Source organism: Cupriavidus sp. 207A1, assembly GCF_057798955.1.
The window spans coordinates 1-3,170 of the sequence record NZ_JBYOJO010000035.1 but is presented as its reverse complement, the minus strand read 5'-3'; the positions used below and the strand labels follow the sequence as shown (position 1 = coordinate 3,170).

Annotated in this window: 2 protein-coding genes; both read right to left on the bottom strand. The window is 65.6% G+C overall.

All coding sequences use genetic code 11. The annotated features are described in order from the left end of the window. A partial coding sequence (locus tag AC3FMM_RS31330) for an S-(hydroxymethyl)glutathione dehydrogenase/class III alcohol dehydrogenase (protein ID WP_488688338.1) occupies positions 1-1,088 on the bottom strand: 1,088 nt, incomplete at its 3' end. A 451-nt stretch (positions 1,089-1,539) separates the two neighbouring features. Next, on the bottom strand, positions 1,540-3,042 hold the full coding sequence (locus tag AC3FMM_RS31325; protein ID WP_414249619.1) for an ISNCY family transposase: 1,503 nt from the start codon (positions 3,040-3,042) through the stop codon (positions 1,540-1,542). Positions 3,043-3,170 lie beyond the last annotated feature (128 nt).

Here is a 3,170-nt window from a genome sequence, read left to right as displayed (position 1 = left end):
CGGATCGACTCGCCGCGCTTCATCAGGTCGAAGCCTTCGTTGATGCGCTCCAGCGGCAGCGTGTGCGTGATCAGGTCGTCGATATTGAGCTTGCCTTCCATGTACCAGTCGACGATCTTCGGCACGTCGGTGCGGCCGCGCGCGCCGCCGAAGGCGGAGCCTTTCCACTCGCGCCCGGTCACCAGCTGGAACGGACGCGTCGAGATTTCCGCGCCGGCCTCGGCCACGCCGATGATGATCGACTTGCCCCAGCCCTTGTGGCAGCACTCCAGCGCCTGGCGCATGACCTGCGTGTTGCCGATGCATTCGAACGAGTAGTCCGCGCCGCCGTCGGTGAGCTGGATGATGTGGTCGACCACGCTGTCGACATCCTTGGGGTTGATGAAATGCGTCATGCCGAACTTGCGCGCCATCGCCTCGCGCGCCGGGTTCAGGTCGACGCCGATGATCTTGTCGGCGCCCACCATCTTCGCCGCCTGGATCACGTTAAGCCCGATGCCGCCCAGGCCGAACACGACCACGTTGGCGCCGGCCTCGACCTTGGCGGTGAACAGCACCGCGCCCACGCCGGTGGTGACGCCGCAGCCGATGTAGCAGACCTTGTCAAAGGGCGCATCCGGGCGGATCTTCGCCAGCGCGATCTCCGGCACCACGATGTGGTTGGCGAAGGTCGAGGTGCCCATGTAGTGGAAGATGGGCTTGCCGTCGATCGAGAAGCGCGAGGTGCCGTCCGGCATCAGGCCCTTGCCTTGCGTCGCGCGGATGGCCTGGCACAGGTTGGTCTTGCGCGACAGGCAGAACTTGCACTGTCGGCATTCCGGCGTGTACAGCGGAATCACGTGGTCGCCCGGCCTGAGCGAGGTCACGCCCGGGCCGACATCGGTGACGATGCCGGCACCCTCATGGCCCAGGATCGCCGGGAAGATGCCTTCCGGGTCCGCGCCGGACAGCGTGTAGTAGTCGGTGTGGCAGATGCCGGTGGCCTTCACTTCCACCAGCACTTCGCCGGCGCGCGGGCCGTCGAGGTCGACGTCTTCGATGGTCAGCGGCTTTCCCGCACCCCAGGCAACTGCTGCACGTGTTTTCATCGGTCGGTCCTGTCGATTGGTGTAGCGCGAGACTATAAGGCGAGCGGCGAGGGCAGTGGATCTGGCCGGCATGGCTTTGTCCGAAATCCGACCCAAGTTGGCCGATGGCCGGGATCAGCCGTGGCTGGCGTCCCGGTCTTCGCCCTCGGGCACTACCAGCGGTCGGCGACAGCAGGCGCAGGGTCTGTCGGGGCGTTAGTCCCAGCCTGGATGCGGCAATCCCGGTCTTGAGATGGCCGTCTGCCAGCGCTTGAACGACCTTGAGCCGGTCGATCTGCCGCATCGTCATGGTAATGGCTCCTGCTGGCATGACGGGCTCCCGCGCGCTGGAAGCCGTCAAGCTTACGCCAGCCAAACTCGGACATTTGAACTTAGCCAGAAGCGGACATTACCGCTTAGCTGCTACACCTATTGTCTAGGCGGTTTTGAAAGGTCGTCTCTTCCGCTAAATTCAAATGTCGGCATGGGCGTGCTTTTTGTGCGGGGTTGGGTTCTTTTGCGGGGTAGAAGTAGGGCGGTGGCGCTGGCCTGACGTGACTGAATTCAGCGCAGGGTGGGGCGGTGGATTCGCGGTGGGCAAAGTTAAAAGGTCCGCGTTCCGCTGCAGCGGCGCGGGCGCCAGCGCGCGTTCCAGATCGAGCCGGTTGATCAGCCGCTGCCGCTTGACGTTCAGCGGCGCGCGATGGGGCCGAGCGGGTTCACCCTGCAGCGTGCGCGACGGCCCCGCCTGCTGGCGATCGTCGCGCTGCGCCTGCACCTTGGCAGCCAGCGCCAGCACCGCTCCCAACCGCTTGTTCTCGACGATCGCACCCTGGTCCATCTCGCCGAGCCGGTCATAAGTGGTGTAGGGCAGGGCAGCGCCATCGGCCCACAGCTCGATGCGCCCGTCCGGATACTCGGCCACCTCGATATACCGATGAATCAGGCGCCGGTGCTCGGGCCGGTCCGCGAGCAAGTACATCACCTTGTCGTACTGCAGCGTGAGGCTTTGCGAGACCTTGCGCCATTCGCGCCAGCTGAAGATCCGCGCCAGGTCCTCGTCGCCGCGCAGCGGCCGGTGCGCATCGAAATCGCGCTTGGGCACCTTGGCGAAGCGCGCATTGAAGTCGGCGATGAAGTGCGGGGCAAAGGCGTTGGCGGCGGCCATCGTGCTGATGCCGCGCAGCCGCAGCTCCTTGACCAGCCGGTCCTGCAAGGTGCCGTTCATCCGCTCCACGCGGCCCTTGGCCGGGCTCGAATTGGCGCACAGGATGTCGATATTGAGCTCGAACAGCGCGCGCCCGAACTGGGTGTAGCCGCGGCCCTCGGCGCTGTCCCTGGCGTTGACGCGGAAGATGCCGGCCTTGTCCGAATAGAACGCCATCGGCTTGCCATGGCGCTCGACATAGGCGCGCGTGGCGGTGAAATACGCCGGCGTGGATTCGGTCGGCACGAACAGCAGCTGCATCAGGCGCCCGGTCGCGTCATCGACGTAGACCAGCAGCGTGCAGGCCGGCGCCCGGTCCTCGAACCAGGCGTGGTCGGAGCCGTCGATCTGCACCAGCTCACCCAGGCAGGCGCGGCGGTTCCTCGGCTGGTGCACCTTGGGCGGGCGCAGCTTGCGCGGCACCCAGAAGCCCGCGTCGATCATGATGCGGCGAACGCAGGCTGGCGAGACTTCGATGCCGTGGCGCTCGCGCAGCTTCTCCCAGGCGAGGGTCGGGCCGAAGTCGGCATAGCTGTCGCGAATCAGGCCACGCACCCGGGATTCGAGGCCCGGCGGCAATTGCCGGTTACCGGGGCGACCGCGCTTGCGCGAGATCAGTCCACTGGGGCCGTCCTCCAACAGTCGCAGAACAAGCCGCCTGACGTGCCGGGCGCTGATGCCCAAGCGCTCGGCTGCTCGCCAGCGCGCCAAGTGCCCATCGGCGACAGCTTGGATCACCTTCATCCGGTCAACTTCACGCATGCTCATGGTCACCAAATCCCGTTCGCGCATGGCTGCCTCCCGTAGCGCCCGACGAAACTCGCAGCGTACGGGGACTCAGGCTCAGGTGACATCTCTAACCATGGCAAAGGTGACATTACTAAAAACGGCCAACA